Source organism: Amycolatopsis bartoniae (assembly GCF_014191255.1).
GTDB classification, from domain to species: Bacteria; Actinomycetota; Actinomycetes; order Mycobacteriales; family Pseudonocardiaceae; genus Amycolatopsis_E; species Amycolatopsis_E bartoniae.
On sequence record NZ_JACHWH010000004.1, the window covers coordinates 175,001 to 199,420 of the forward strand.

Annotated in this window: 27 protein-coding genes (1 of these 27 running past the window's edge); 15 read left to right on the forward strand and 12 right to left on the reverse strand. The window is 70.1% G+C overall.

The window, feature by feature from the left end; translation table 11 throughout:
- On the forward strand, positions 1 to 719 hold the 3' portion of the coding sequence (gene hisS, locus FHX82_RS22160) for a histidine--tRNA ligase (RefSeq protein ID WP_145938857.1). It extends 571 nt beyond the left edge of the window; 719 of the gene's 1,290 nt are visible here — the last part of the coding sequence; the start codon falls outside the window, past its left edge; it ends in the stop codon at positions 717 to 719.
- A gap of 47 nt (positions 720 to 766) precedes the next feature.
- Here hisS and FHX82_RS22165 read toward each other — a convergent pair whose 3' ends face one another.
- Together FHX82_RS22165 and FHX82_RS22170 are read right to left on the reverse strand one after the other, a co-directional pair.
- Complete coding sequence (locus FHX82_RS22165; RefSeq protein ID WP_183176757.1) at positions 767 to 1,750, reverse strand: aldo/keto reductase; 984 nt, start codon at positions 1,748 to 1,750, stop codon at positions 767 to 769.
- On the reverse strand, positions 1,747 to 2,148 hold the full coding sequence (locus FHX82_RS22170; protein ID WP_145938841.1) for a MerR family transcriptional regulator: 402 nt from the start codon (positions 2,146 to 2,148) through the stop codon (positions 1,747 to 1,749). The genes FHX82_RS22165 and FHX82_RS22170 overlap by 4 nt, the downstream gene beginning before the upstream one ends.
- Before the next feature lie 83 nt (positions 2,149 to 2,231).
- Between FHX82_RS22170 and FHX82_RS22175 the strand changes: the two genes are divergently transcribed.
- Both FHX82_RS22175 and FHX82_RS22180 read left to right on the forward strand, forming a co-directional pair.
- Positions 2,232 to 2,825 carry a TetR/AcrR family transcriptional regulator gene (locus FHX82_RS22175; protein WP_145938842.1) on the forward strand — a complete coding sequence of 198 codons (594 nt, stop codon included), beginning with the start codon at positions 2,232 to 2,234 and terminating at the stop codon, positions 2,823 to 2,825.
- Positions 2,826 to 2,835: 10 nt separating this feature from the next.
- Positions 2,836 to 3,375, forward strand: a complete 540-nt coding sequence (locus FHX82_RS22180) for a DinB family protein (RefSeq protein WP_145938843.1) — start codon at positions 2,836 to 2,838, stop codon at positions 3,373 to 3,375.
- On the opposite strand, the gene upp is transcribed toward FHX82_RS22180, so the two are convergent.
- Positions 3,376 to 3,999 (reverse strand): uracil phosphoribosyltransferase, encoded by a 624-nt coding sequence (gene upp, locus FHX82_RS22185; RefSeq protein ID WP_145938844.1) that lies wholly within the window; start codon positions 3,997 to 3,999, stop codon positions 3,376 to 3,378. It abuts the gene before it with no gap.
- Positions 4,000 to 4,077: 78 nt separating this feature from the next.
- Between upp and FHX82_RS22190 the strand changes: the two genes are divergently transcribed.
- From FHX82_RS22190 to FHX82_RS22205, 4 genes are read left to right on the forward strand one after another with little or no spacing between them, the layout of a single operon-like run.
- Complete coding sequence (locus FHX82_RS22190; RefSeq protein ID WP_145938859.1) at positions 4,078 to 4,683, forward strand: DUF1707 SHOCT-like domain-containing protein; 606 nt, start codon at positions 4,078 to 4,080, stop codon at positions 4,681 to 4,683.
- Positions 4,680 to 5,633, forward strand: a complete 954-nt coding sequence (gene deoC / locus FHX82_RS22195; RefSeq protein ID WP_145938845.1) for a deoxyribose-phosphate aldolase — start codon at positions 4,680 to 4,682, stop codon at positions 5,631 to 5,633. Before FHX82_RS22190 ends, deoC begins: the two co-directional genes overlap by 4 nt.
- Positions 5,634 to 7,067 carry an aldehyde dehydrogenase family protein gene (locus FHX82_RS22200; RefSeq protein ID WP_145938846.1) on the forward strand — a complete coding sequence of 478 codons (1,434 nt, stop codon included), beginning with the start codon at positions 5,634 to 5,636 and terminating at the stop codon, positions 7,065 to 7,067.
- Positions 7,060 to 7,914: an aldehyde dehydrogenase family protein gene (locus FHX82_RS22205; protein WP_145938847.1), complete on the forward strand. Its 855-nt coding sequence runs from the start codon at positions 7,060 to 7,062 to the stop codon at positions 7,912 to 7,914. Before FHX82_RS22200 ends, FHX82_RS22205 begins: the two co-directional genes overlap by 8 nt.
- Before the next feature lie 27 nt (positions 7,915 to 7,941).
- On the opposite strand, the gene FHX82_RS22210 is transcribed toward FHX82_RS22205, so the two are convergent.
- A complete protein-coding gene (locus FHX82_RS22210; protein WP_145938848.1) occupies positions 7,942 to 8,607 on the reverse strand; it encodes a cutinase family protein in 666 nt (221 codons plus the stop codon).
- 134 nt (positions 8,608 to 8,741) lie between these two features.
- Between FHX82_RS22210 and dacB the strand changes: the two genes are divergently transcribed.
- Positions 8,742 to 10,250, forward strand: coding sequence for a D-alanyl-D-alanine carboxypeptidase/D-alanyl-D-alanine endopeptidase (dacB, locus tag FHX82_RS22215; protein ID WP_229881507.1), 1,509 nt, complete (start codon positions 8,742 to 8,744; stop codon positions 10,248 to 10,250).
- Here dacB and FHX82_RS22220 read toward each other — a convergent pair.
- A complete protein-coding gene (locus FHX82_RS22220) occupies positions 10,247 to 10,879 on the reverse strand; it encodes a TetR/AcrR family transcriptional regulator (RefSeq protein WP_145938849.1) in 633 nt (210 codons plus the stop codon). The genes dacB and FHX82_RS22220 overlap by 4 nt on opposite strands.
- Positions 10,880 to 10,986: 107 nt before the next feature.
- On the opposite strand from FHX82_RS22220, the gene FHX82_RS22225 reads away from it, so the two are divergent.
- Together FHX82_RS22225 and FHX82_RS22230 are read left to right on the forward strand one after the other, a co-directional pair.
- On the forward strand, positions 10,987 to 12,165 hold the full coding sequence (locus FHX82_RS22225; RefSeq protein ID WP_373308708.1) for a cytochrome P450: 1,179 nt from the start codon (positions 10,987 to 10,989) through the stop codon (positions 12,163 to 12,165).
- A gap of 9 nt (positions 12,166 to 12,174) precedes the next feature.
- The gene (locus FHX82_RS22230; RefSeq protein ID WP_145938851.1) at positions 12,175 to 12,363 is read left to right on the forward strand and encodes a ferredoxin; all 189 of its coding nucleotides are present in this window, start codon (positions 12,175 to 12,177) and stop codon (positions 12,361 to 12,363) included.
- A gap of 54 nt (positions 12,364 to 12,417) precedes the next feature.
- Here the strand turns inward: FHX82_RS22230 and FHX82_RS22235 are convergent, their stop codons facing one another.
- From FHX82_RS22235 to FHX82_RS22250, 4 genes are read right to left on the reverse strand one after another with little or no spacing between them, the layout of a single operon-like run.
- Positions 12,418 to 13,245, reverse strand: a complete 828-nt coding sequence (locus FHX82_RS22235) for a carbohydrate ABC transporter permease (protein WP_145938852.1) — start codon at positions 13,243 to 13,245, stop codon at positions 12,418 to 12,420.
- Entirely contained in the window at positions 13,242 to 14,174 is a 933-nt protein-coding gene (locus FHX82_RS22240; protein ID WP_183176758.1) for a carbohydrate ABC transporter permease, read from the reverse strand. Before FHX82_RS22240 ends, FHX82_RS22235 begins: the two co-directional genes overlap by 4 nt.
- A complete protein-coding gene (locus FHX82_RS22245; protein ID WP_145938853.1) occupies positions 14,171 to 15,511 on the reverse strand; it encodes an ABC transporter substrate-binding protein in 1,341 nt (446 codons plus the stop codon). The genes FHX82_RS22240 and FHX82_RS22245 overlap by 4 nt, the downstream gene beginning before the upstream one ends.
- Entirely contained in the window at positions 15,504 to 16,508 is a 1,005-nt protein-coding gene (locus FHX82_RS22250) for a zinc-dependent alcohol dehydrogenase family protein (RefSeq protein ID WP_145938854.1), read from the reverse strand. The genes FHX82_RS22245 and FHX82_RS22250 overlap by 8 nt, the downstream gene beginning before the upstream one ends.
- Before the next feature lie 122 nt (positions 16,509 to 16,630).
- Here FHX82_RS22250 and FHX82_RS22255 point away from each other — a divergent pair, with 122 nt between their 5' ends.
- The gene (locus FHX82_RS22255) at positions 16,631 to 17,590 is read left to right on the forward strand and encodes a sugar-binding transcriptional regulator (RefSeq protein ID WP_145938855.1); all 960 of its coding nucleotides are present in this window, start codon (positions 16,631 to 16,633) and stop codon (positions 17,588 to 17,590) included.
- A gap of 120 nt (positions 17,591 to 17,710) precedes the next feature.
- Complete coding sequence (locus tag FHX82_RS22260; RefSeq protein ID WP_221216362.1) at positions 17,711 to 18,571, forward strand: alpha/beta fold hydrolase; 861 nt, start codon at positions 17,711 to 17,713, stop codon at positions 18,569 to 18,571.
- Here the strand turns inward: FHX82_RS22260 and FHX82_RS22265 are convergent.
- Positions 18,560 to 19,828 (reverse strand): cytochrome P450, encoded by a 1,269-nt coding sequence (locus FHX82_RS22265; protein WP_183176759.1) that lies wholly within the window; start codon positions 19,826 to 19,828, stop codon positions 18,560 to 18,562. The genes FHX82_RS22260 and FHX82_RS22265 overlap by 12 nt on opposite strands.
- A 207-nt stretch (positions 19,829 to 20,035) precedes the next feature.
- On the opposite strand from FHX82_RS22265, the gene FHX82_RS22270 reads away from it, so the two are divergent.
- The gene (locus FHX82_RS22270; protein ID WP_145938614.1) at positions 20,036 to 20,647 is read left to right on the forward strand and encodes a WGxxGxxG family protein; all 612 of its coding nucleotides are present in this window, start codon (positions 20,036 to 20,038) and stop codon (positions 20,645 to 20,647) included.
- A 52-nt stretch (positions 20,648 to 20,699) separates the two neighbouring features.
- Here FHX82_RS22270 and FHX82_RS22275 read toward each other — a convergent pair whose 3' ends face one another.
- Together FHX82_RS22275 and FHX82_RS22280 are read right to left on the reverse strand one after the other, a co-directional pair.
- Positions 20,700 to 21,260: a YbhB/YbcL family Raf kinase inhibitor-like protein gene (locus FHX82_RS22275; RefSeq protein WP_145938613.1), complete on the reverse strand. Its 561-nt coding sequence runs from the start codon at positions 21,258 to 21,260 to the stop codon at positions 20,700 to 20,702.
- Between the two features lie 10 nt (positions 21,261 to 21,270).
- Positions 21,271 to 21,696 carry a MarR family winged helix-turn-helix transcriptional regulator gene (locus FHX82_RS22280; protein ID WP_183176760.1) on the reverse strand — a complete coding sequence of 142 codons (426 nt, stop codon included), beginning with the start codon at positions 21,694 to 21,696 and terminating at the stop codon, positions 21,271 to 21,273.
- A gap of 49 nt (positions 21,697 to 21,745) precedes the next feature.
- Between FHX82_RS22280 and FHX82_RS22285 the strand changes: the two genes are divergently transcribed.
- Positions 21,746 to 23,095: an MFS transporter gene (locus FHX82_RS22285; RefSeq protein WP_145938611.1), complete on the forward strand. Its 1,350-nt coding sequence runs from the start codon at positions 21,746 to 21,748 to the stop codon at positions 23,093 to 23,095.
- Positions 23,096 to 23,172: 77 nt separating this feature from the next.
- On the forward strand, positions 23,173 to 24,384 hold the full coding sequence (locus FHX82_RS22290) for a glycoside hydrolase family 113 protein (protein ID WP_145938610.1): 1,212 nt from the start codon (positions 23,173 to 23,175) through the stop codon (positions 24,382 to 24,384).
- The last annotated feature ends 36 nt before the right edge of the window (positions 24,385 to 24,420 follow it).

Below are 24,420 nucleotides of genomic sequence, written 5' to 3' on the forward strand. Positions count from 1 at the left end.
TCGGGCTCGTCGACCGCTGGGAGAAGTACGACCGCGAGGCGCTGGCGAAGCAGGCCGAGGAGATCGGGCTGCCGGACAAGCAGTTCGAGAAGCTGGGTAACGTCCTCGGCGCGGGAACGGCGCTGCTGGACGAGCTGCCCGCCCCGGTCAAGGACGCGTCGAACCTGGTGCGGGTGCTGGCCAGCGAGGCGGCGGGCCTCGTGCAGTTCGACCCGATGATCGTGCGCGGGCTGGCGTACTACACGTCCACCGTGTTCGAGGTCTTCGACACCTCGCCCGAGAACAACCGCGCGCTCTTCGGCGGCGGGCGCTACAGCGACCTCGCCGGCATGTTCACCTCCCAGCAGATCCCGGGCATCGGGTTCGGCATGGGCGACGTGACGCTGATGGACTTCCTCGGCACGCACGACCTCACGCCGCAGCCGCGCAGCGAGGTCGACGTCGTGGTGATCCCGGTGACCGAGGAGCTGGCCGGTGCGGCCCGCAAGGTCGCGACCGAGCTACGGGGCGCCGGTTTCCGCACGTCGACGCCGATCGAGCTGCGCAAGCTCGGCAAGGAGCTGACCCGAGCGGACAAGGCGGGCGCGAAGGCCGTCGTCATCGTGGGCCAAGAGGACTGGGCCGCGGGGAACGTGACGGTCCGTTCGCTCGCGACGCGGGAGCAGCGCGTGGTCGCGCTGACCGAGGCCGCGGGAGCAGTCGGGGAACTGCTGGCCTGACGCGGGTTCGTCGCGCCTCCGCTCACCGGAGGGGAGGCGCGACGGCTTCAGCGGGAGGCGTTGCGGGCCAGGTGCGCCGGATAGCGCTCCCCCGCCACGGCGTCCGCGGGAGCGGCGGCCTCGATGCGGGCCACCTCGTCCGGCGTCAGCTCGATCGTCGCGGCCGCGACGTTCTCCTCGAGGTACGTGCGCCGCTTGGTGCCCGGGATCGGCACGACGTCCTCGCCCCGGCTCTGGACCCACGCGAGCGCCAGCTGCCCCGGCGTCACGCCCTTTTCCGCCGCGAGCGCCTTGAGCGCCTCGACGATCGCCAGGTTGCGGTCGAAGTTGCCCTCGGCGAAGCGCGGCAGCGAGCGGCGCATGTCGTCCTCGGGCAGGTCCTGGACCGACGTCACCGCGCCGGTCAGGAAACCGCGGCCCAGCGGCGAGAACGGCACGATGCCGATGCCCAGCTCGCGGCAGGCCGGCACGATCTCGTCCTCGATGCCGCGCGTCCACAGGCTCCACTCGCTCTGCAGCGCGGTGACCGGGTGCACGGCGTGGGCGCGGCGGATGTTGTCCACCGAAGCCTCGGAAATGCCGAGGTAGCGCACCTTGCCCTCGGCGACGAGCTCCGACAGCGCGCCCCACGTCTCCTCGACGGGCACGTCCGGGTCGACGCGGTGCTGGTAGTAGAGGTCGATGTGGTCGGCACCGAGGCGCCGCAGGGACTCCTCGCAGCACTGCCGCACGTACGCGGCGTCGCCCCGGATGGTCTGGCCGGAACCGGTGTTGGCCACGATGCCGAACTTCGTCGCCAGCACCACCCGGTCGCGGCGGTCCGCGATGGCCCGGCCGACCAGCTCCTCGTTGGTGCCGGCGCCGTAGACGTTCGCGGTGTCGATCAGCGTGACGCCGAGGTCGAGCGCGCGGTGGATCGTCGCGATCGACTCGTCGTCGTTGTCGCGCACCCCGTAGGCCTGGCTCATCCCCATGCAGCCGAGGCCCTGCGCGCCCACTTCCAGTGCGCCGAGCTTCCTCGTCGGGATCAAGCGGACATCTCCTCCACGGTCGCACCGGCCGCCGCCAGGTCGCGGCAGATCCGGTCGTAGTTGTCGATCTTGTAGTCGAGCACGTCCAGGCAGGCCTGGAGCTCGGCGATGCGGGCCCGCACGGACGAACGCTGCTCGACCAGGATGTTCCTGCGACGGCCCGCGGCCGCGTCGCCGTGACGGCGCAGCTGCGCGTACTCGCGCATCATCTTGATCGGCATGCCCGTGGTGCGCAGGTGGGTGAGGAACACGAGCCAGGACAGGTCCTCGTCCGAGTACGCCCGGCGGCCCGCCGCGTCGCGCGCCGGCGGGTCGACCAGCTTGATGCGCTCGTAGTACCGGAGCGTGTCGATGGACAGCCCGCTCCGGCGGGCGGCTTCCGCTATCGAGTAGCTCATGTTGCCTGACAGTACGACCTGGAGCGCACTCCAGGTCAAATCCAGCACCAGGTTCCGTAACAGTGTTGCGTTACGCTGGTTCCATGGCACGACCCCGCACGCACGACGAAGCGCTCCGGCTGCGGCTGCTCGACCGCGCCGGCGAGCTGCTGTCCACCGAGGGCGCGAAGGCGCTGAGCCTGCGCAAGCTCGCCGCCGACGCGGGCACGTCGACCACCGCCGTCTACTCCCTGTTCGGCAGCAAGCCCGACCTGGTCAACGCCCTGTACGCGGAGGGTTTCCGCCGGTTCGGCGAGCGGATGCGGTCGGTGGAGCGCACCGGGGACGCGGCCGAGGACCTCGTCCGGCTCGGGCTGGTCTACCGGGAGAGCGCGCTCGCCGACCGGCACCTGTACTCGGTGATGTTCACGAACGCGGTGCCGGGCTTCGAGCCCACCGAGGAAGCCATGCGGGTGGGCCGGAGCGCGCTCACGCCGCTGGTGGAGGTCGTGCGCGCCGGAATTTCGTCCGGCGAGTTCACCGACACCGCGCCCGAGACGATCGCCGTGAGCGCGTGGGGCATCGTGCACGGGCTGGTCTCGCTGGAGCTGAACGGCACCCTGCCGCCGGACTTCGACGTGGCGTCGTCCTACGAAAACGCGCTGCGGGCCTTCGCCCGGGGGTGGCAGCGCTCCTAGACTGCGCGCCATGACCGACATCGACGAGCAGGGCAGGCCGGAGCCGCCGTTCGCGGCCGGCGAAGTCGAGACTCTGCTCGGGTTCCTCGACTTCCAGCGTGCGACGTTCGAGTGGAAGTGCTCCGGGCTGGACGCGGCCGGGCTCGCGAAGACCGTCGGCGCTTCGACGATGACGCTGGGCGGGATGCTCAAGCACCTGGCGTGGGTCGAGGAGTGCTGGTTCTCGCAGCGGCTGCACCTGAACGAGTGGCAACCGCTGTGGCGGGACGTCGACTGGCAGGCCGAGCCGGACTGGGAGTGGACCTCCGCCGCCGACGATTCCCCCGAGCAACTCCGGACGCTGTGGCGCGAGACGGTGGCCCGGTGCCGGGTGCTGGTCGACCAGGCGCTCGCGGACGGCGGCCTCGACCGGCTCACCCGGTGGACCTTTCCCGACGGCCGCGCGGTCAGCCTGCGCTGGCTGCTCTGCCACATGATCGAGGAGTACGCGCGGCACAACGGGCACGCCGACCTCATCCGCGAGGCCGTGGACGGGCAGACCGGCGAGTAGCTACCGCGGCCCGTACTGGCGGTCTCCCGCGTCGCCGAGCCCCGGGACGATGTAGCCCGAGTCGTTGAGGCGCTCGTCGATGCTCGCCGTGACCACGCGGACCGGCAGGCCGGACTCCTCCAGGTGCTTCAGGCCCTCCGGTGCGGCCAGCGCGCAGATCGCGGTGACGTCCTTGGCGCCGCGCTCGGTGAGCAGCCGGATGGTGTAGGCCATCGAACCGCCGGTGGCGAGCATCGGGTCGAGCACGAACACCGGCCGGTCGGCGAGGTTCTCCGGCAGCGACTCCAGGTACGGCGTCGGCTGCAGGGTCTCCTCGTCGCGGGCCAGGCCCACGAACCCCATCTGCGCGTCCGGGATCAGCTTGTGCGCCTGGTCGGCCATGCCGAGGCCCGCTCGCAGCACGGGCACGAGCAGCGGCGGGTTCGCCAGCCGGTAGCCCTTCGTGCGCGCGACCGGCGTGTGGATGCGCTCGGCCCGCACCGGCGCCTCCCGGGTGGCTTCGTAGATCAGCATCACGGTCAGCTCGTGCAGCGCGGCGCGGAAGGCGGCGCTGTCGGTGCGGGCGTCCCGCATGGTCGAGAGCCTGTCCTTGGCCAGGGGGTGGTCGACTACCTGGACGTCCATGGGGAAAAGGTACCCGCAGCGCGCGCCGGTGCCGCTACGCTCACCTGCGTGACGGAGGGCACCCCGGAAAGACCACCGATGCGGGCGTCGGACGCCGACCGCGAGCGGGTGGCGCAGATCCTGCACAACGCGTTGTCCGAAGGCCGCATCACGGTGGCGGAGCTGGAAGAACGGCTCGACACGGTGTACGCCGCCAAGACGCTGGTGGAGCTGGAGCCGCCGATCGCGGACCTACCGGGCGTGTCCGTGGGCAAGGCCGTCGCGCCCGCGCCGTCGCACGCGGTGGACACCAGGATCGGCGGGATCCCGGGCTCGCAGGCGTCCATCGCGGTGATGTCCGGGGCCAACCGCAAGGGCAACTGGGTGGTGCCGCCGAACCACACGAGCTTCGCGTTCTGGGGCGGGGTCGAGCTCGACCTGCGGGGCGCGCGCTTCGCCGAGCGCCATTCCACCATCACGGCGATCGCGATCATGGGCGGGATCGACATCGTGGTGCCCGACGACATCGTGGTGGACGTCAACGGCATCGGGCTCATGGGCGCGTTCGAGAGCCAGGACCACAAGGGCGCCACCGCCGTCCCGCCGCCGGGCGCGCCGACGGTGAAGATCACGGGTTTCGCCTTCTGGGGCGGTGTCACGGTGCACCGGAAACCGCGGAAGCAGGCCCCTAGTATCGAGGGGTGAGCACATCCACTCTCCCGGCGGGGCTCGACGACGCGACCCGCGACGACGCCAGCCTCCGCCGGTTCCTGCACGGGCTGCCCGGCGTCGACCAGGTCGGCGTCGAGGCGCGCGCCGCGTCGCTGGGCACGCGCAGCATCAAGAAGGCCGCCAAGCTCTGGGCCATCGACACGGCGATCTCGATGGTCGACCTGACCACCCTCGAAGGCGCCGACACCCAGGGCAAGGTGCGTGCGCTGGCAGCCAAGGCCAAGCGCCCCGACCCCGACCGGCCCGACACCCCGCAGGTCGCCGCCGTCTGCGTGTACCCCGACCTCGTCGCCACCGCCGTGGAAAGCCTGCGCGGCACCGGCATCGGTGTGGCCAGCGTCGCGACCGCGTTCCCCTCCGGCCGGACGAGCCGGGAGGTCAAGCTCGCCGATGTGAAGTTCGCGGTCGCCTCCGGGGCCACGGAGGTCGACATGGTGATCGACCGCGGCGCGTTCCTCGAAGGGCGCTACGGGCAGGTGTTCGAGGAGATCCAGGCGGTCAAGGCCTCCTGCGGCGACGCGCACCTGAAGGTCATCCTCGAAACCGGTGAGCTCGCCACGTACGACAACGTGCGTCGCGCGTCCTGGCTCGCGCTGCTGGCCGGCGGCGACTTCATCAAGACCTCCACCGGCAAGGTCTCCCCCGCCGCGACGCTGCCGGTCACCCACGTGATGCTGCAGGCCGTCCGCGACTGGTTCACCACCACGGGCGAGCTGCGCGGCGTGAAGCCGGCGGGTGGTATCCGCACCACCAAGGACGCGATCAAGTACCTGGTCGCCGTGCACGAGGTCGCCGGCGAGCAGTGGCTCACGCCGAAGCTGTTCCGGTTCGGCGCCTCCAGCCTGCTCAACGACCTGCTGCTGCAGCGGCGCACCCAGCTCGACGGCCACTACAGCGGCCCTGACTACGTGACGGTGGACTAGATGCCTGCCTTCGAATACGCCCCCGCGCCCGAGTCGCGCGACCTGGCGAACCTCAAACCGAGCTACCGGCCCTTCGTCGACGGCGAGTTCGTCGACGGCTCCGGCGAGCCGCTCAAGACGCTCAACCCCGCCACCGAGGAGGTCCTCGCGGAGGTCGGCACCGCCGCACCGTCCGATGTGGACACCGCGGTGCGGGCGGCCCGGCGCGCGTACGAGAAGGTGTGGGGCCGGATGCCCGGCGCCGAGCGCGCGAAGTACCTGTTCCGCATCGCGCGGCTGATCCAGGAGCGCTCGCGTGAGCTGGCCGTGCTGGAGACGCTCGACAACGGCAAGCCCATCAAGGAGTCCCGCGACTCGGATCTGCCGACCGTCGCCGCGCACTTCTTCTACCACGCGGGCTGGGCCGACAAGCTGGAGTACGCGGGCTTCGGGCCGGACCCGAAGCCGCTGGGCGTGGCCGGGCAGATCATCCCGTGGAACTTCCCGCTGATGATGCTCGCGTGGAAGATCGCGCCCGCGCTGGCCACCGGGAACACCGTGGTGCTCAAGCCCGCGGAGACCACGCCGCTGACGGCGCTGGTGTTCGCCGAGATCTGCCAGCAGGCCGACCTGCCGCCCGGCGTGGTCAACATCCTGCCCGGCGCCGGGGACGTCGGCTCGCTGCTGGTGAAGCACGACGGCATCGACAAGATCGCGTTCACCGGATCCACCGAGGTCGGCAAGCTGATCCAGCGCGAGGTCGCGGGCACGCCGAAGCGGCTGACGCTGGAGCTGGGCGGCAAGGCGGCGAACATCGTGTTCGACGACGCGCCGCTGGACCAGGCCGTCGAGGGCATCGTGAACGGGATCTTCTTCAACCAGGGCCACGTGTGCTGCGCGGGCTCGCGGCTGCTCGTGCAGGAGTCGATCGCCGAGGAGCTGCTGGAGAAGCTGCGCTACCGCGTGTCGACGATGCGCCTCGGCGACCCGCTGGACAAGAACACCGACATCGGCGCGATCAACTCGGCCGACCAGCTGGCGAAGATCCGCGAGCTGGTCGAGTCCGGGGAGGCCGAGGGCGCGCAGCGGTGGACCAGCTCGTGCCCGGTGCCCGAGCGTGGGTTCTTCTTCGCGCCCACCGTGTTCTCCGGGGTGCACCAGTCGATGCGGATCGCGCGCGAGGAGATCTTCGGGCCGGTGCTGTCCGTGCTCACGTTCCGCACGCCCGACGAGGCCGTCGCCAAGGCGAACAACACGCCGTACGGCCTGTCCGCCGGGATCTGGACCGAGAAGGGTTCGCGGATCCTGTCGGTGGCGAACCGGCTGCGTGCCGGGGTCGTCTGGGCGAACACGTTCAACCGCTTCGACCCGGCCGCGCCGTTCGGCGGGTACCAGGAGTCGGGCTTCGGCCGTGAAGGTGGCCGGATCGGTCTGGAGGGGTATCTCGATGTCTGACCGGATCGCGGTCGCGAAGACCTACAAGCTGTACATCGGCGGGAAGTTCCCGCGTTCGGAGTCGGGCCGGGTGTACCCGGTGCAGGACGTGAAGGGGAAGTTCCTCGCCAACGCCGCGCACGCCTCACGCAAGGACGTGCGGGACGCGGTTTCCGCCGCCCGCAAGGCTTTCCCGGGGTGGTCGGGCGCGACGGCGTACAACCGGGGGCAGGTGCTGTACCGGGTCGCCGAGATGCTGGAGGGCCGTCGCGACCAGTTCGTCGCCGAGGTTTCGGCGGTCGAGGGCGCCCGGCACGCGGCGTCCACAGTGGACGCGGCGATCGACCGGTGGGTGTGGTACGCGGGCTGGACCGACAAGATCGCGAGTGTGCTCGGCGCGGCGAATCCCGTTGCGGGGCCGTACTTCTCGTTCACCGTGCCCGAGCCCACCGGCGTGGTCGGCGTGCTGGCGCCGCAGAAGTCTTCGCTGCTGGGGCTGGTGAGCGTGCTGGCGCCGGTGCTCGCCACCGGCTGCACGGCGGTGGTGGTGAGCAGCGAGGACCGGCCGCTGCCCGCGATCACGCTGTCGGAGGTGCTGGCGACGTCGGACCTGCCGGGCGGCGTGGCGAACATCCTCACCGGGCGGGCGACGGAGCTGGGCCCGTGGCTCGCTTCGCACGCCGACGTGAACGCACTCGACCCGACGGGCGCCGAGGACAGGGCCGCGCTCGCGCGCGACGCGGCGGGCACGGTGAAGCGGGTGCTGAACGCGCCGGCGGAGGAGCCGGACTGGACGCAAAAGCCGGACATCACGCGCCTGCGCCGCTATCTCGAAGCCAAAACCGTCTGGCACCCGATGGGCAACTAGGCCCACCGGGTGCCGGACGGCGCTCGGTCAGGACGCGTTGTACTGCTGCGCGATGAACTTCGCCGCGGTGGTGACGCTGCCGTCGGTCGGGTAGCTCAGGTGCCCGTAGCCGGGACCGGTGCCGGTGCCGCCGCAGACCGGGTCGCCGAGGTTGCAGAACTCCAGCGACTTCGGGCCGTAGGTCGGGCTCGCGGTCTTGATCGTCTGCCCGGAGAGCCCGAGCGGGTTGCCGAACGCGACCACGGCCACGACGCGGGACGCCAGGTTGGTGGGGATGGTCTGCCCGGTGCCCAGCACGGTCCGGATGCCGATCGCGATGTCGGTGACGCTGGCGCCCTGCGAGTAGCCGCCGATCGCGAACTTCGTGTTGGGACACTGGGCCGCGGTCGTGGTGATGTGGTTGCTCATGTCGGTCGCGCCGGGGCCCGCGCTCGTCTGGTCGTAGCTCGCCGCGTAGTTGACGGCGTACGACGAGACGGACGACGAGCCCACGGCGGACTGCACGCCGGACACCAGCGGGGTGCCGACGACGCCCAGCCCGGGGAGCTCCCCGCTGCCCCTGGCGAAGACGACTTCCAGGGACGAGCAGGTGGCCTGCGGGGTGACGGCCGCCGTCGCGGTGGCAGGCAGCGCGACAGCGGTCAGGGCCGCGGCAGCGGCCACCGTCGAGAGCACTCGGGTGATTCGGGTCATGTGGTCGGTTCCTTTCTCGAAAGCGACGAGTCGGAAAATAAGTCACCTACGCGGAATCGGCATCGGGGTATCCGCCAGTCACAACCCTCCTTCGGCGCTACCGGGCGGCCCGCCGTCGTGGTTGGGTGACCGCCATGTCGATGCGCCGCAAAGGGCTGCTCGCCCTGCTCATCGCCGCTGTCGTGGTCGCCGCGCCGTCCGCGGTGCCGGTGGCCGCGCCGTCCGACGCGCTGGGGCAGGACCTCGGCGCCCTGCTCGCGGCGAGCTCGCTGAAGGGCGCCGACATCGGGCTCGTCGTGCGCAAGGCCGACACCGGCGAGGTGCTGTACACCAGTCAGAGCGACCGTCGGCGCCAGCCGGCGTCGAACGCGAAGCTGCTCACCACGATGTCCGCGCTCGACGTACTCGGGCCGCAGTACCGGTTCCACACCTCGGTCGAGGGCGCGGGCAGGCAGGTGGGCTCGCTGCTCGCCGGGGACCTGTACCTGCGGGGCGGCGGGGACCCGACGATGCTCGCGAGCGACTACGACGCGCTCGCCGCGCAGGTCGCCGCCTCCGGCGTGCGGACGGTCGCGGGCTCACTGTTCGCCGACGACAGCTTCTTCGACAAGACGCGCCTGGCCCCGGGCTGGGCGTGGGACGACGAGCCGTACTACTACGACGCCCAGACCTCCGGGCTGACCATCGCGCCCGACACCGACTACGACGCGGGTTCGGTCCTCGTCACCGTGACGCCCGGCGCGGCGGGAGCTCCCCCGTCGGTCACCGTCACGCCGCCGAACAGCTACGTGCGGGTGGTCAACACGGCGGTCACCGGGCCCGGCTCGCTGACCGTCGACCGCGAGCACGGCACCAACACGATCACCGTCAGCGGCGCGACCTCGGGCGTGGTGCGGGAGTGGATGGCGGTGTGGGAGCCGACGGGGCTAGCGGCGTCGGTGTTCCGCGACGCACTGGCCCGGCACGGCGTGCGCGTCCTCGGCGGCACGCGGTTCGCGCCGACGCCGGCCGGTACCCGGGCGCTGGCGGGGCACGACTCGATCACCGTGGCCCAGCTGCTCACGCCGTTCCTCAAGCGCTCCAACAACATGCACGCCGAGGCGCTGGTGAAGACCGCGGGCGGCGGCAGCTGGGACACCGGCATCGCGAAGCTGGAGCAGGACTTCCCGTCGTTCGGCGTGAACGCGGCGGACCTGCGGCTGGTCGACGGCTCGGGACTGTCCAGAATGGACGAAGTATCGCCGGACCAGCTCGCCGACGCGCTGCTCGGCGCGCGTGGCAAGCCGTGGTTTCCGGAGTTCTACGCCGCGCTCCCGGTGGCGGGCAACCCCGACCGGATGATCGGCGGCACCCTGAGCACGCGGATGGCCGGCACGCCGGCGGCGGGCAAGGTGCACGCGAAGACGGGGTCCATGACCGGCGTGAGTGCGCTGTCGGGCTACGTGACCGCGGCCGACGGCGAGGAGCTGGTGTTCGCGATGGTCAGCAACCAGACGCTCGGCAGCCCGCGGGCCGTCGAAGACGCCGTCGCCATCCGGCTGGCGGAGTACGGCGGCGCGTCGGACGTCCACCAGGCCACCGCCGCCGCCCGGATGGCGACGACGGACGAGGAGCTGGAGTGCAGCTGGGCGCGGAGCTGCTAGCTCAGCAGCAGGTCGTCCGGGCTGAGGGGCGCGCCGGGGAGTGGCGGGCCAGGGCGCAGGCGCAGGCCGTCGAGGATGAGGTTCAGCACGCGGTCCGTCACGAGGTCCGTGAGGTGTTCCGGCGCGGGCATCGGCTTGATCAGCAGCGCGACCAGGACGGCGATGTCACCCGCGCCGACGTCCCGGCGCAGCGAGCCCTCCTCCTGCGCCGCGGTCACCAGACCGCTGATCACGTCGAGGATGCTGTCGCGCAGCCGCTGCGTCTCCGGGTCCGCCTTGATGATCGCCCAGGCCTGCGGCGAGAGCAGCGCCAGCTGCACGCTCAGCCGCAGCGAACGCGAGCGGCTCAGCAGCCGGACCAGCGCCTCCCACGCCGTCGGCTCCTCCGTCGCGGCTTCGGCCTCCGCGAGCACCTCGGCGAAGTTGCCCTGCCCGACCGCCCTGATCAACGCGTCCCGGTCGGGGAACCGGCGGTACAGCGTGCCGACCCCGACCCCGGCCCGGCGGGCGATCTCCTCCATCGGCACGTCGGGGCCCGCCTCGACGAACATCGCCTTCGCCGCCGCGAGGATCTGGTCGCGGTTGCGCCGGGCGTCGGCTCGCAGCCGTGCCTCCGGATCAGCGGTCATGTCGCGATTGTCGCATCCCGTCCGTAGGTGGACGAACTCCTTCCGCTTCGGTAGCGTCGGAAGCAAGTGGAAGGTATTCGTCCGCATACTCCACGTGAGAAATCGGGGTGGAAGTCTTGACCACGTTGCCCATCACCAGGAGCTGTCCCTACGCCCCGCCGGAGGAACACCGGCGGCTGCGCGAGGAGGCACCGATCTCCCGGGTCACCCTGCCCAGCGGCAGGGAGGCGTGGGCGCTGACCCGGCTGGAAGACGTCCGGACGATGCTGACCGACCCGCGGTTCAGCTCGGACCGGCAGAACCCGGGCTTCCCGCTGCTGGTCGACGGGCAGCGGCGGGTGACCAACTTCCGCGCCTCGCTGATCAGCATGGACCCACCCGAGCACGGGCCCGCCCGCCGCGCGGTGGTCGGCGAGTTCACCGTCAAGCGGATGAACGCGCTGCGCCCGCGGATCCAGGAGATCGTCGACGAGCACCTCGACGCGCTGCTGGCCGGGCCGAAGCCCGCCGACCTGGTGCGGGCGTTGTCGCTGCCCGTGCCGTCGCTGGTGATCTGCGAGCTGCTCGGCGTGCCCTACGCCGACCACGACTTCTTCCAGGAGCGGTCGGGCAAGCTGCTGCGCCGCACCACGCCGCCGCAGGAGCGCGCCGCCGCCGTCGACGAGCTGCGCGACTACCTCGACAAGCTGATCGCGCAGAAGGAACAGCAGCCGGGGGACGACCTGCTCAGCCGTCAGCTGGAGAAGACCCAGGACCGCGAGGAGCTCGTCGCGCTCGGGTTCCTGCTGCTCATCGCCGGGCACGAGACCACCGCGAACATGATCTCGCTCGGCACGGTGACGCTGCTGGAACACCCCGAGGCGCTCGCCGCGATCGTCGAGGACCCGGCGAAGACCCCGAGCGCGGTCGAGGAACTGCTGCGGTACTACACGATCGCCGAGTTCGCGGTCTCCCGCGTGGCCCTGGAGGACGTCGAGCTCGGTGGCGTGCTCATCCGCAAGGGCGAGGGCGTCATCACGCTCGGGAACATGGCGAACCGCGACCCGGAGGTCTTCGACAACGCCTACGACTTCGACGTCGAGCGGGGCGCCCGGCACCACGTCGCGTTCGGGTTCGGCGCGCACCAGTGCCTCGGGCAGAACCTGGCCCGCCTGGAGCTGCAGATCGTGTTCGACACGCTGTTCCGGCGGATCCCGACGCTGCAGCTGGCCGTGCCCGCAGACCAGCTGCCGTACAAGGACGACGCGAACGTCTACGGCCTGTACGAACTCCCGGTCACCTGGTAAGGGGGAACCATGCGAATCGTTGCCGACACCGATGTCTGCGTGGGCGCGGGCCAGTGCGTGCTGACCGACCCGGAAACCTTCGACCAGAGCGAGGAGGACGGCACGGTCATCGTCCTCGCCGAGCACCCGGCCGACGAGCAGAAGGCCCGCGACGCGGTGCACATCTGCCCGAGCCAGGCGCTGAAGATCGCGGAATGACGAAAACGGGGACCCCGGGCCTTCCCGGGGTCCCCGTTCTTCCGTCGTCGCGCGTTACTTGACGGCGCCCATCGACAGACCACGCACCAGGTGGTTCTGCGCGATCCAGCCGACGATCATCACCGGCAGGGACGCGAGCAGCGCCGCCGCGGACAGCTGGGCCCAGTACAGGCCCTCGCTGGTGATGAAGCCGACCAGGAACACCGGCACCGTGCCGGCGCGGGCCGCGGTCAGGTTCACCGCGTAGAAGAACTCCGTCCAAGAGAAGATCACGCAGATCAGCGCCGTGGCCGCGATACCGGGAGCGACCACCGGCAGGATCACCTTGTACAGCAGCAGGGGCAGCTTCGCGCCGTCCACGCGGCCCGCCTCGATCATCTCCGTCGGGACCTCGAGGAAGAACGAGCGCATCATCCAGATCGCCAGCGGCAGGTTCATCGCCGTGTAGAGGATGATCAGCGCCCACACGTTGTCCAGCAGCTGCGTCTTCTGCGAGATCACGTACAGCGGGATGATCGCCGCGACGACCGGCAGCATCTTCGTGGACAGGAAGAAGCCCAGCACGTTGCTGGTCTTCGGCACCGGTGCGAGCGACAGCGCGTACGCCGCCGGCACCCCGAACGCCAGCACGATCAGCGTCGACAGGATCGTCACGAACGCGGAGTTGCCCAGGTACGGCAGGAACCCGCGGTCGATGATGTTCGCGAACTGCGACAGCGTCGGGGTGAACGCGATCCGCGGCGGGTCGGTGTAGGCGTCGGCCTCCTGCTTGAAGGAGGTGATGATCATCCAGATCAGCGGGAACACGAACAGGATCGCGATCACCCAGGTGGCCGTGGTCAGTGCGGCCGGCCCGCCGCGGCGTTGCGTCTGCGTCGTCATTTCACACCCCTGCTCACGTCGAAGGTGCGGAACATCAACCGCAGCGCGAAGGTCGCCACGATCAGCGTCAGAACCACCGTGACCACGCCCATCGCGGACGACTGGCCGATGTCGAAGCCCTGGAACGCGCGCTGGTAGATGTAGTACGGCAGGTTCGTGCTGGAGGTGCCCGGCCCGCCCTGCGTCATCAGGAAGATCGCGTCGAAGCTGTTCACGATGTAGATCGCACCCAGCAGCACCGAAAGCTGGATGTAGCGCGACAGGTGCGGCAGCGTGATCGACGCGAACGTGCGCCACCGGCCGGCGCCGTCCACCGAGGCCGCCTCCAGCACGTCCTTCGGCTGGCTCTGCAACCCGGCCAGGAGCAGCAGCATCATGAACGGCGTCCACTGCCACACGATCTGCGTCATCACCGAGGCCAGCGGGAACTCCGACAACCAGTCGGTGTCGCCGCCGAACACGAAGTTCAGCAGCCCGTACGTCGGGTCGAACATCGTGGTCTTCCACAGCAGCGCCCCGGCCGCGGGCAGGATGAGGAACGGCGTGATCAGCAGCGTCCGCACCACGCCGCGGCCGAGGAACTTGCGGTCGAGCAGCAGCGCGAGCCCGAGCCCGAGCAGCAGCGCGACGAGCACGCACACCACCGTGATCACCACAGTGTTGAGCAACGCGCCCCGGAACTGGCTGTCGGTGAACACGTCGGCGTAGTTCTGCAGGCCCACGAAGTGCTGCGAGCCGGGTCGCACGAGGTTCCACGACTGGAACGAGTAGATCACCGTGAGCACGAAGGGGATCTGCGTCACGACGATGGTGAACAGCAGTGCGGGCAGCAGCGGTGCCCGCCTGGCCCAGGCGCCCGACTTCGGTTTCGGGGTGGTCCTGGCCCTGGTCGCCTGTCCGGTCTGGAGGGAGGGCGCTACCGCAGTCATTTCGTCTCCCGGTAGGAATCGCCGACGGTCTGCGCGTACTTCTGGGACTGTTCCAGTGCCTCGTCGACGGAGATCTGCCCGGCGATGGCCGCGGAGAGCTCCTGGCTCACGCGCGTGCCGAGGTCCTGGAACTCGGGGATGCCCACGAACTGGATGCCGGTGTAGGGCACCGGTTGCGTGTGCACGTTTTCGAGCTTCGCCGCGTCGATGCTGTCAAGCGTCGGCTGGGCGTATGCCTTGGCGGCCTGCTGGTAGTCGGGGATCTGGTAGGTCGACTTGCGCACGCCCGGCGGAACCGCGTTCCACCCGTCGGCCTTGCCGACCATCTGCACGAACTGCTTGTTCGTCATCCAGTCCAGGAACTTCCAGGAGTCCTGCTTGTTCTTGGCCACCTTGGGGATCGCGAGCGACCAGGTGTAGAGCCAGCCGCTGGCCTTGGTCTGCTCCACCGGGGCGGCGACGTAGCCGGACTTGCCGACCACCTTGCTGTTCGCCGGGTCCTCGTTGGTGCCCGCCATGACGGTCGCGTCGTACCACATGGCCGCCTGGCCCTGCGCGTAGCGCGTGCCGCACTCGGAGAACCCGGCACTCGACGCGCCGACCTCGCCGTGCTGGCGGACCAGGTTCACGTAGAAGTTCGCCGCCGCCTTGAACTGCGGGGAGGTCAGCTGCGCGTTCCAGTTCTGGTCGAACCACGAGGCGCCGAACGTGTTCGCGACCGTGTCGAACGGCGCGAGGTTCTCGCCCCAGCCCGGCTTGCCGCGCAGGCAGATGCCGGAGACGCCGGCGTTCTTGTCGTCGAGCTTCGCGGCGAAGTCGGCGATCTGCTGCCACGTCGGGTGCGCGGGCATGGTCAGCCCGGCCTTCTCGAACAGGTCCTTGCGGTAGGCCAGGAACGACGACTCGCCGTAGAACGGCACCGCGTACATGGATCCGTTGTAGGACAACGAGTCCTTGATGCTCGGGATGAAGTCGGCCGGGTCGTAGCCCGGCGTGCCGTCGACGTAGGGCTGCAGGTTCTCCAGCCAGCCGTTCGCCGCCCACTGCGGGGTCTCGTAGTTGCTGATCATCACCACGTCGAACTCGCCGCCCTGGGTGGCGACCGACGAGGTGATCTTCGCGCGGGCCTGGTTCTCCGGCAGCGACACGAACTTCAGCTTGACGCCGGGGTTCGCGGCCTCGAACTGGTCGGACAGCTCGATGGCGTCGTTCATCTGCGGGTTGGACACGATGGCGATCACGAGCGTGCTGCCGCCGGCGCCGATCGCGCCCGCGCCGGCGCAGCCGGTCAGCGTGAGCAGCAGCGCGGCCGCGAGGAGTGCGAGTCGGTTACGCATCGGTTCCTCCGGGCAGCACCTGCACCTTCAGACCCGCGCCGCTGCGCATCAGGTCGAGGGCTTCCGGGAACTTTTCGAGCGGGAGCGTGTCGGTGAGCAGCGCTCGCGTGTCGATCGCCCCGCCCGCGACGAGGTCGAGCGCCGCTCCGTAACTGTGCAGTACTGCCATCGAACCCACCACCGTGATCTCGTCGTTGTAGATACGGAAGGGAGAAAGCGCTATCCGGGCCTCCGCGGGGGCGACCCCGAACACGAGGAACCGGCCACCGCGGCGCAGCGCGTCGAACGCCGCCTCCATGGCGGGCGCGGCGCCCGTGCAGTCGACGGAGGCGTCGAAGCGCTCACCGTCCAGTTCGGACACGTCGCCCGCGACGGCGTGCGCGCCCAGGTCCTTCGCCCGCGGCAGGCGGGAGGTGTTGCGGTCGACCACCGTGACGCGGGCGCCCGCGCGCTGCAGCAGCTGCTGCATGATCAGGCCCATCGTGCCGGCGCCGACGATGAGAAAGCGCTCTCCCGCTTCGACGCCGATGCGCCGGACCCCGTGCACCGCACAGGAAACGGGCTCGACGAGCGCGCCCTCCTGCCAGTTCAGGTGGTCCGGGAGGCGGTAGCAGTTGGCCGACGGGACGGCGACGTACTCGGCGAAGGCACCGTCGACGGTGTCCCCGGTGGCGTTCCAGTTCTCGCAGAGGTTGCCGTGCCCGGCGCGGCAGGGATCGCAGTAGCCGCAGAACAGCGACGGGTCGACGGCCACCCGGTCGCCCACCTGCCAGCCGCCCGGGACGCCCTCGCCCAGTTCGACGATCTCGCCGGCGAACTCGTGGCCGGGAACGATCGGATAGGGGGTGGGCGGGAAGTGGCCGTCGGCGATGTGGAGGTCGGTCCCGCAGATACCGGTGGCACCGACTTTCACCACCACCTGGCGCTTGCCCGGGGTTGGGTCGGGTACCTCGCCGACCCGAATCGAACCCGGTTGGTCAACGATCGCGGCCCGCACTGCGGCTCACCCTCTCCCTGCGCTCGTTTGAGCGCGACACAACGCTGTAGTCCTATGCACGCCCCCGCATTGAAGGGCTTTCTGTCCTGTGGAGTCAACCATCTGAGCGGTATAGTGCTCGAATGAGCGTGAAGCGGAACCTTGCGGACACGATGACGTCGGCGGTCATCGCCCACCGGTTCTACGTGGACGGCCGGTCCAAGATCGAGATCGCCGAGGAGTTCGGGATCAGCCGGTTCAAGGTCGCCCGCGTGCTGGACTGGGCGCGCGACAGCGGGCTCGTGCGCATCGACTTCGACCTGCCGGTTCCCGTCGACGTCAAGCTGTCCGACGAGGTCCGCGCGGCCTACGGGCTGGACCAGTGCTTCGTGCTCGACCGGGGCGCCAGCGAGGGCGAGCGCCCGGAGGTGCGGCGGCGCATCGGCGCGGTCGCGGCCCGGCTGCTGTCGGAGATCGTGACGGAGAACGACGTGCTCGGCCTGTCGTGGGCGCGGTCGGTGAACGTCACCACGGAGGCCGTACGGCGCCTGCCGAAGTGCCCGGTGGTGCAGTTGTGCGGGGTGCAGGCGGGCATCGACAGCCGGGACCGTTCGGTCGAAACCGTTGCCCGGTTGGCTTCGACTTCCGGCGGCGACGCCTATCCCATCTACGGGCCGCTCGTGCTGCCGGACCGCCGCACGACGGAGATCCTGCGGCGCCAGCCCGGGATCGCGGAGACCTTCGGGCAGTTCAAGAACCTCACCAAGGCGGTGGTGAGCATCGGCGCGTGGCTGCCGGGTGAGTCCACTGTGTACGACGCGGTGCACCCGGACGAGCGTGCGGCCATCGCGGCGCGCGGCGCGAAGGCGGAGGTAGCGGCACGGCTGTTCGACGGCGAGGGCAAGCCGATGGACACCGGGCTGGCGCACCACGTGCTCGCGATCAGCACCGAGGAGCTGCTGCGCGTGCCGGAGGTGATCGCACTGGGCTACACGGCGCCGAAGGCGGAGGCGATCGACGCCGTGCTGCGCTCGGGCCTGGTCTCGACGCTCATCACGGACACCCCGGCGGCGGAGCGGTTACCCCGGCTGGTGAGCGCCTGAGCGTGGTGGTGCTGCCCCCACCGAAGATCATCGTGTTGGCCGGATCGCCGGCAACCTGTCCGGCGCCGAACAATGATGTCCTCCGGGAAACGCCGTTTCCCACTCCACAGAGGACAGTCTGTGAAACCACGAGCCATCCGCCGGGCGCTGTCGGCGGTCCTGCTGGTCACACTCGCCGTCAGCACGACGGCCTGCGCCGAGAACACCTCCGCGTCTCCTGACCCGACCCTGCACGTGGTCGAGAACAACGGCCACCGCCTGGCCTTCCACTTCACGCCGGGAAGTTCGCCCGCCATCGTCCTGGACGCCGGCGGCGGATCGGACTCCTCGTACTGGAAGGACCTCGTCCCCCGGCTGCACGCGGCCACCGGAGACCAGATCATCACCTACGACCGCGCCGGGCTCGGCGACAGCGACGAAGTGCCTGGGCCGTGGCGGGTCGAAGACGCGGTCAGCGACCTGGAAGCGGGGCTGCGCACGCTCGGCGTCACCGAGAACGTGGTGCTGGTGTCGCATTCGCAGGCCGGGGAGATCGCGACCTACTTCGTCCGCCGGAACCCGCGGCTCGTGTCCGGCGCGGTGCTCGTCGACGCCAGCCTGCCTCCGCTCTACACCGACGACGAGATCACCCGCCTGGTCGCCGCGAACCAGCCGCAGGTCGACGCGGCGAGGAAGGACCCGTCGTCGAAGCAGAACCGCCAGTTGTTGGCCACCGCCGACAGCTTCGTGGCGGTGCACCGGGCATACCACCAGGTCGCCTGGCCGGACGCCGTGCCCGCCACCGTCATCGTGTCGGAGAAGACCCCCTTCGACGGCTCGCCCGAGGACGCACAGCGCTGGCGAGAAGCCGCCGCGTCCTTCGCCCGCGCCGCCCCGAACCGGACGCTGGTCACCGCCGCCGGGAGCTCGCACGACATCCCGGTCGACCGGCCCGACCTCGTCCTGGACTGGATCGAGAAGATGGCCTCGCTAGTGCGTTAGCACCGGCAGCGTGTCCACCCCGTAGACCACGGACGTCTGCCGGTACGACAGTTCGCCCGGTTCGACGGCCAGGTGCAGGTCCGGGAACCGGCGCACGAGCGCCGGGTACGCGGCCCGCAGCTCCATCCGCGCCAGCTCCGCGCCGATGCACCGGTGCACGCCCCAGCCGAAAGCGAGGTGCGACGACGGTTCGCGCGTCGCGTCGAAGGACTCCATGTTCTCGCCCAGCTTGGCGTCACGATTGGCGCCGCTGAGCGACACGAACACGATGTCGCCCTTCGCGATGCGGGCGCCGCCGATTTCGACGTCCTCCTTGGCGAAGCGCGGGAACGCGACCTGCACGACCGTCAGGTAACGCAGCAGCTCCTCGACGAAACCGTGCACCGCCTCGTCGTCGTTGCGGATGCGCTCGAACGTCTCGCGATCGCGGAGCAGGACGATCGCCCCCAGCGCCAGCATGCTCGCCGTGGTTTCGAGGCCACCGGTGAGCACGCCGTCGGCCAGCCCGGCCAGCTCGACGTCCGAGATCTCGTCGCCGTGCTCCTTGATCAGCATCCCGAGCAACCCGTCGCCGGGCGACTCCCGCTGCTTCTTGACGATCTCCATCAGGTAGGTCAGCGACTCCGAGATCGCGCCGAACGACGCGCCCGCACCGGCGAACAGGTCGAACCGCACCGTGCTCAGCCGCTGGAAGTCGGCGCGGTCGTCGTAGGAGACGCCGAGCAGCTCGCAGATCGTGAGCGACGGGATCGGCAGCGCGTAGGACTGCATGAGGTCCACCGGGCCCTCGCTCGCCGCCATCGCGTCGAGCTGGCCCTCGATGATCTCCGCGATGCGCGGCGTGAGCCTGCTCAACCGCCGCATGGTGAACTCCGGCGTCAGCAGCTTGCGCAGCCGCGTGTGGTCCGGCGGGTCGGCGAAACCGAGGCCGCCCGGGTTCTGGTCGGCGGACATCGCGGCGGTGCCGACGAGGTTGGTGTAGTCGTTGCTGAACTTGCCCGCCGCGGCGAGCACGTCCTTGGCCTCGTCGTAGCCGGTGACCAGCCACGCCCGCAGCCCGAACGGCAGCTTCAGCCTCGCGATGGGGTCCGTCCCGCGCGTGGCCCCCAGCTCCGGGACGGGATCGAGCTCGTTCCTGCGCAGCGGCATCAGGGTGGACTCGGGCAGCAGCGAAAGCAGGTCGACGCCCTTCTTCTGCTTCCGTTCGATGTACTTGCGCCCCACCCACCCGATCACCCGGGAGCGAAGATCGGTCATGGCCCGGATGCTACACGCGGGAACCCGCAGCTAGGGCCGGGTTTGTCGCCTCCCCCACTCCGTCGTGACCGACCGTGCCGCTTCACTCACACAGGTGGGTTGGAGCACTCACAAAGGTGACGAACGGGTCCCCAGCGGACGGCTCGGGGTAGCCGTTGCAGGTGCCCGGGGACCAGCCCCGGGGTCGGGAGAACGGGGAGTTGACGCATGCCGAAGAACGTTCGCAGGTGGCTGACGGCGGCCGCGCTGGGCGTGGTCCTGCCGCTGGCCCCGGCCGCGGCCGAGGCGAGCGCCGCCACCGTGGCGGGGGCGCCGCAGTACGCCCAGCCCGTGCAGCAGCCGGATCAGCCGGACCAGCCCGGGGACAACGATCCCGCCAACGACGACAACGGCATGTGGGGACTGCTGGGGCTCTTCGGTCTGCTCGGGCTCCTGGGCCTGACGCGCCGCTCGCCCAAGACGCCGAAGTCCGATGTCGTGCCCGAGCCCCGGCCGGCGCGGCGCCAGGAAGAGCCCGCCGCGCCCCGCGCCGAGGCGACCTCCGGGGTGTACCCGAACGCGGTGGCCTCGGGTTATCCGCCGCCCACCGCCTACGGCACGAGCGAGCAACCGGCGTACGCGCCGCCCGCCGGTGAGCAGTCCGGTTACGCCGAGCGGCCCGCGTACTCGTCGGCCGAGCAGTCGGGTTACCGGCCGCCGGCCGCCGAGCAGAGCGGGTACATCCCGCAGGAGCCGGGGGCGATGGGGAACTACCCGCCGCCGGAGCAGACCGCGCCGCCGACCGGTGCCGCGCCCGAGGGGAGGCGCCGCCGGTTCTGAGCGGCACCCCGCCGGCTCCTGCCCTACCCCGACTGGGCAGGAGCCGGCTTTTTCATGCGCTCCTAATGCCTTCGAGCATCCCGCCGGCGAGGACGTGCCCGGCCAGTCGCGGGAGCAGGCCGTCGACCGCGGTGACCCCGCTCGTGTCGACGTCCGTGTCCAGGGCGTAGAGGTGGAACCGGTACCGGTGCGTGCCGTGGCCCGGCAGGGGGCGCGGGCCGACGTAACCGGTGCCGCCGCGGTGGTTGGGCACGTAGCGGAACCGCGGGTCGTCGCGGGTGAGCGCGCCATCCTCCAGTTCCGGGATCGCCGCGTCGAACAGGGCGACCGTGTGGATCGCCGGGCGGGTGGTCGGCGTGTCGATGTCCTCGATGATCAGCAACAACGTCCGCGTGCCCTCGGGGAGGTGCTGCCACCTCAGCGCGGGTGAGACGTTTTTTCCGATGCCGAATCCACAATGGATGGACGGGATCACTTCCCCGTGCGCGAAGGTCGACAGGACGGTTATGGAATCCGTTGTGGACAGTTCCCGCGTGACGCTCAACCGCTCGTCCGCGCGTTTCCCGCGCAGGAGCCAGCCGAGCGGCATGAGGAGCAGTTCGAGCAGTTTCATGGCCTGCCTTTCAGGAGTCGGCGATCTGCCGGAGGAGCCGCGCCGCCTCGGCGAGGGTGCGCCGTTGCTGCGGGGTGAGCGCTTCGAGCTGCCCGTTGAGCCAGTTCTCCCGGTGCCGCAGTGAGTTCTCGGCGACCACCCGGCCGGACGGGGTGAGCACGAACAGCACCCGGCGCCGGTCGTCCGGGTCGCGCTCGCGCACCACGTGACCGTCGTCGGCGAGCCGGTTCACCGTCTGGCTCATCGAGCCCGGCGTCACGCGAGCGCGTTCGCTCAGCTCCCCCAGGCTCAGCGGTCCGTGCTTGCGTAACCACGTCAACACCATCAGGGCCGCTTCGGCGACCTCACCCGGCGACCGCTCCGAGCGGAACCGGCTGTAGATCCGCGCGACTGCCGAGCGCAGCTCCGCACCCAGCTCCGCGACATCCTTCGTCATATGTTTAGTATAACAAAGAGTTAGTACTACTAAACAACGAGGGAGACCCATGCCGGCGAAACCCTTCGGGCTGCGGTTCACCGGGCCGCTGATGCTCGGCACCACCCTCAACCCGGTCAACAGCTCGATGATCGCCACCGGGCTGGCCGGGATCGCGGCCGACTTCCGCCTCGGACCGGGCACCGCCGCGACGCTGGTCTCGGTGCTGTACCTGTGCAGCGCCGTCATGCAGCCGACGATGGGCAAGCTCGCCGGCGTGTTCGGCCCGCGGCGGATCTTCCTCACCGGCGTGGCGATCCTGCTGGCCGGCGGCGCGCTCGGTGGGCTGGCGCAGAACTTCGGGATGCTGCTCGCCTCGCGCGCGCTGATCGGCGTCGGCACCTCGGCGTGCTACCCGGCCGCGATGGCGCTGGTGCGCAGGCGCGCGGACCGGCTCGGCACCGGCGTGCCCAGCCGCGTACTCGGCGACTTCAGCATCGCCGCCCAGGTCACCGTGGTGATCGGCCTGCCGCTCGGCGGGGTGCTCGCCGGGGCCTTCGGCTGGCGCGGCCTGTTCTGGGTCAACGTGCCGCTGGCCGCCGTCACGCTGGTTTCCGCGGTCTTCGCCGTGGAGAAGGACGAACCGCGGCGCGGCGGGAGAACCGCGATCGACCTGCCGGGCATCGCGTTGTTCGCGGGTGCCGTCGTCGTGCTGCTGCTCTTCCTGGGTGGGCTCGCCCATCCCGTGTGGTGGCAGCTCGCCGCGGCGGTCGTCCTCGTCGCCGCCCTGCTGTTGTGGGAACGGCGGGCCGCCGCTCCCCTGATCGACGTGCGGATGCTCGCCGGAAACGGTGCGCTGCAACGGACTTACCTGCGCCAGCTCGTCGTCGGTCTCGGGGTCTACACCTCGCTGTACGCGACCAGCCAGTGGATGCAGGAGGCCGGCGGCTACTCCGCCTACGAGTCCGGCCTGCTCCTGCTGCCCATGTCGGGGATCAGCATGGTGCTGGCCCGCGTCACGTCCGCCAGGGGCTGGGTCCGCCTGCCGCTCGTCCTCGGCGCCGTCGCGGTGCTCGCCGCGGGCGCGTTGATGTTCGACGTCCACCGCGGTTCGCCCGTGCTGACGCTGGTCGCGATGTCGGGGCTGTTCGGGGTGACCAACGGGCTGTCGAACTTCGCCAACCAGGCCACCCTCTACGCCCGGTCCCCCGGCGACACGATCGCCGTCGCCGCCGGGTTGTTCCGCACCTTCGGCTACATCGGCGCGATCTTCTCGTCGAGCCTGATCGGCATCACGTTCGGCAGCCACGTGACCGACGCCGGCTTCCACCGGCTGGGGCTGATCGTGCTCGCCATCGGCGTGGTCTCGACCCTGCTCGCCGGTCTGGACCGCACGATCCCCGTCAGAGCTGGTTCGTGACGCCCGCCGGCAGGACCACCAGGCCGCGGCCCCCGACATGAGAGAAGGAAGGCTCGTTCATCGAAGAGCTGTGGACGATGGTGCGTGATTTCCTGATGAAGATCGCCGAAAGATCGTCAGCCCATAGCCCCAGTTTCGTCGAGGGGTTGGTGGCCGAGGGCTTTTCCCAAGCTGATCTGGCCGGGAACCGGGGTGACCCGCCAAGCGATTCAGAAAATGGTCGCAGCTGGTCAGGAGCGGCGTGCACGATGAAGCGCAAGGGTGTGATCTACGACGTCGGGTCAGTTCAGATGGGCATCAACTGGCGTCCGGACTACCGGCCCGAGGTGGTGCGTCGGGAGCTGCGGATCCTCGCCGAGGACCTGCACTGCGGCGCGGTGAAGATCCGTGGCCGGGACATCAGTCGCGTCGTTCTTACTGGCGACGCCGCCGCCGCGTTCGGCATGGAGGTGTGGTTGTCTGCTGAGCTGTTCGGGCAGCCGCCGGCCGATACCCTCAGCTACATCGAAGCGGCGGCAGCGGCTGGGGAGCAGCTCCGCCGGCGCTGGCCGGATCGAGTGGTGTTCAGCGTTGGTACGGAACTCACCTTGTTCATGCGTGGCATGGTGCCCGGCCGCACCTATCGACAGCGCGTGCGACACCTGAAGGCCGCGCCGCGAGCAGCCAGACAAGACACACCACTGCGTCCGTTTCTCGCGCAGGCCGTTGACGCGGCCCGACGGCACTTTGACGGACCGATCACCTACGCCGCGTTTCCTTTCGAGCGAGTCGACTGGGACCGATTCGACATCGTCGGCATCAACCACTACTGGCACCGACTCATCGCAGACCGCTACGTCCCGATGCTGCGGCCCTGGCTGGAACTGGGCAAACCGGTAGTGATCTCCGAGTTGGGGTTCCGAACGTGCACCGGCGCCGACGAGCCGCGACCGGTGGGTCAGGAGAATGCGGCTGCGTTCGGCATGCTCCTTCAGCTGCTCCCGGGCATCGGCAGACTCGTCCACCCGCGGGTCAAGACCATCCGCGAACGCAACGAAGCCCTGCAAGCACGCCGCTTGACACGTCAGCTTGAAACCCTTGACGAGGCCGGCATCGATGGCGCGTTCATCTACACTTTCTCCTTTCCGCTCCTGCCCCATCACCCCGACCCCCGTCACGACCTCGACGTCGACAGCTTCTCCCTGGTGAAGTCACTCCCGCGGCCACAACACGGCACCACTTATCCGGACATGACATGGGAGCCGAAGCAAGCCTTCGCCGCCGTCGCAAACTACTACGCACGTCGCTGATGCCCGTTCCGTGGATTTTCCGGGCGTCCTCAGGAA

Bases quoted from the DNA above. Each gene is read 5' to 3' on its own strand.
- FHX82_RS22265 (WP_183176759.1), bottom strand. From the start codon at position 19,828: ATGACCGATCTTCGCTCCCGGGTGATCGGGTGGGTGGGGCGCAAGTAC.
- FHX82_RS22275 (WP_145938613.1), bottom strand. From the start codon at position 21,260: ATGAAACTGCTCGAACTGCTCCTCATGCCGCTCGGCTGGCTCCTGCGC.
- FHX82_RS22235 (WP_145938852.1), bottom strand. From the start codon at position 13,245: ATGACGACGCAGACGCAACGCCGCGGCGGGCCGGCCGCACTGACCACG.
- FHX82_RS22175 (WP_145938842.1), top strand. From the start codon at position 2,232: ATGGCACGACCCCGCACGCACGACGAAGCGCTCCGGCTGCGGCTGCTC.
- FHX82_RS22220 (WP_145938849.1), bottom strand. From the start codon at position 10,879: ATGACCGCTGATCCGGAGGCACGGCTGCGAGCCGACGCCCGGCGCAAC.
- FHX82_RS22285 (WP_145938611.1), top strand. From the start codon at position 21,746: ATGCCGGCGAAACCCTTCGGGCTGCGGTTCACCGGGCCGCTGATGCTC.
- FHX82_RS22290 (WP_145938610.1), top strand. From the start codon at position 23,173: ATGGTGCGTGATTTCCTGATGAAGATCGCCGAAAGATCGTCAGCCCAT.
- FHX82_RS22180 (WP_145938843.1), top strand. From the start codon at position 2,836: ATGACCGACATCGACGAGCAGGGCAGGCCGGAGCCGCCGTTCGCGGCC.
- upp (WP_145938844.1), bottom strand. From the start codon at position 3,999: ATGGACGTCCAGGTAGTCGACCACCCCCTGGCCAAGGACAGGCTCTCG.
- FHX82_RS22210 (WP_145938848.1), bottom strand. From the start codon at position 8,607: ATGACCCGAATCACCCGAGTGCTCTCGACGGTGGCCGCTGCCGCGGCC.
- FHX82_RS22245 (WP_145938853.1), bottom strand. From the start codon at position 15,511: ATGCGTAACCGACTCGCACTCCTCGCGGCCGCGCTGCTGCTCACGCTG.
- FHX82_RS22280 (WP_183176760.1), bottom strand. From the start codon at position 21,696: ATGACGAAGGATGTCGCGGAGCTGGGTGCGGAGCTGCGCTCGGCAGTC.
- FHX82_RS22230 (WP_145938851.1), top strand. From the start codon at position 12,175: ATGCGAATCGTTGCCGACACCGATGTCTGCGTGGGCGCGGGCCAGTGC.
- FHX82_RS22190 (WP_145938859.1), top strand. From the start codon at position 4,078: ATGCGGGCGTCGGACGCCGACCGCGAGCGGGTGGCGCAGATCCTGCAC.
- FHX82_RS22200 (WP_145938846.1), top strand. From the start codon at position 5,634: ATGCCTGCCTTCGAATACGCCCCCGCGCCCGAGTCGCGCGACCTGGCG.
- FHX82_RS22270 (WP_145938614.1), top strand. From the start codon at position 20,036: ATGCCGAAGAACGTTCGCAGGTGGCTGACGGCGGCCGCGCTGGGCGTG.
- FHX82_RS22170 (WP_145938841.1), bottom strand. From the start codon at position 2,148: ATGAGCTACTCGATAGCGGAAGCCGCCCGCCGGAGCGGGCTGTCCATC.
- FHX82_RS22240 (WP_183176758.1), bottom strand. From the start codon at position 14,174: ATGACTGCGGTAGCGCCCTCCCTCCAGACCGGACAGGCGACCAGGGCC.
- FHX82_RS22205 (WP_145938847.1), top strand. From the start codon at position 7,060: ATGTCTGACCGGATCGCGGTCGCGAAGACCTACAAGCTGTACATCGGC.
- dacB (WP_229881507.1), top strand. From the start codon at position 8,742: ATGTCGATGCGCCGCAAAGGGCTGCTCGCCCTGCTCATCGCCGCTGTC.
- FHX82_RS22255 (WP_145938855.1), top strand. From the start codon at position 16,631: ATGAGCGTGAAGCGGAACCTTGCGGACACGATGACGTCGGCGGTCATC.